Genomic DNA, 1,722 nt, shown 5'->3' on the forward strand with positions numbered 1-1,722 from the left:
GGTAAAGCTTTTAAACCGTGATCGCCGATTGCCTGACAAGTTTGCAAGTCTTCTGCATTAATCGCCTTAGCAGTTGTCAGTAAAATAGATTTGATTTCTTCTACCGTTCCGAGCGACTCATAGGCAGTTCGCAACATCCGCGCGATCGCCCAAAATAAATTAACCGCAGTTGGACGAGTTTGCCGTAACATCTCGGCAATTTGCTCCAACTTGGTCAAAAATTCCTCGCGCTTGTCTGTCTGAATCTCTCTTGCCCCCAGGTACATCCCATAGGCAGCCGCAACACCGATAGCCGGTGCCCCCCGGACAATCATCGTTTTAATCGCCTGCGCCATATCTTCGCAACAGCTGATTTCGACAAACGTGTACTCGGTAGGCAGGCGGTTTTGGTCGATGAGCAAAACGCGGTCTTCGTTCCAAATAACCGGAAAAACTTGAGTTTTGGTAGACATATTGGCGGTGAGTTGCTAGTTATCAATATGATAGTTTCTAACAACTTAGCCGATATTTACCCGACTAACTGCTTTTTTACCTCGTGCTTTCTCCCGAAAACTTAGGGTGATTTTGCCTTAACGCAAAAGAACACCAAGGAAAGCTCAGACTACACCCAAAGCGCAACCGATATCATTGCGTACCTCTGCGTTAGCGAAGCGGCGCGACAGCGCTTACCTGTGCGTACCTTTGCGTTAAAAAAACCTACCTTTAACTCATCACGGCTGACAGCTGAGGACTAAAAGATTTCCTCACTCGCTCGGCAATTTGAGACGGTGTCAGACCCAATTCCGCCATCGACTGTTCTGGCGTAGCATGATCCACTAATACATCAGGCACGCCAAGTCGCGTTATCGGCACCATCAGATGATTATCCAGCAAGCTTTCCGCCACAGCCGAACCAAAGCCGCCAATGATGCAGCCTTCTTCCAGCGTCACCACCCGACCAATCTGCTGAGCCAGAGGCAAAATTAACTCAGTATCCAGCGGCTTAGCAAAACGGGCATTCACAACAGTCGCTTCAATCCCATGCTCGCTCAAAATTTCTGCTGCCTGCATGGCGGGATAGACCATCGAGCCATAACCCAGGATCAAAACATCATCGCCTTGGCGCAAAATTTCTGCTTTGCCGATGGGTAGTTCTTCCCAGCCTTCTTCCATCAGGGGAACCCCGTAACCATTGCCACGAGGATAGCGCATGGCAATCGGACCATCGGTGTAGTTAACGCCTGTGACGATCATCTGCTGCAATTCAGCTTCATCTTTGGGTGCCATCAGCACCATGTTCGGGAGACAGCGCAGATAGGCGATATCGTACATCCCTTGGTGCGTGGGGCCGTCAGCACCGACAATTCCGGCGCGGTCAAGACAGAAGAATACGGGTAATTTTTGAATGCAGACATCGTGAACGATTTGGTCGTAGCCACGTTGCAGAAAAGTAGAGTAAATCGCGACAACGGGTCGCATCTCTTCACAAGCCAAACCGGCAGCTAAAGTGACAGCGTGTTGTTCGGCAATGCCAACATCAATGTATTGCTTGGGCAGTTTGCTGGCGAGTTTGTCTAAACCCGTACCAGTCGCCATTGCTGCTGTGATGCCGATAATTTTGGGATTATTTTCAGCGAGTTTGACCAGCGTGTGGGAAAACACCTTGGCATAAGAAGGAGGTTTGGGTTTGCTGGAAGGAACCGCTTTCCCAGTTGCGAGGTTAAAGGGGGATTGTGCGTGGTA

The 1,722-nt window shown here is 49.7% G+C and carries 1 protein-coding gene and 1 pseudogene; both read right to left on the bottom strand.

Going from position 1 to position 1,722, the window contains the following annotated elements; all coding sequences use genetic code 11:
* A pseudogene (locus tag H6F50_RS00270) lies at window positions 1–452 on the bottom strand (S-methyl-5-thioribose-1-phosphate isomerase); the annotation flags it as partial.
* Window positions 453–702: 250 nt separating this feature from the next.
* Window positions 703–1,722 (bottom strand): 1-deoxy-D-xylulose-5-phosphate synthase (gene dxs / locus H6F50_RS00275; protein WP_190425003.1); only part of this gene is annotated, 1,020 nt, incomplete at its 5' end.

The organism is Coleofasciculus sp. FACHB-712 (genome assembly GCF_014695635.1).
Classification (GTDB): Bacteria; Cyanobacteriota; Cyanobacteriia; order Cyanobacteriales; family FACHB-T130; genus FACHB-T130.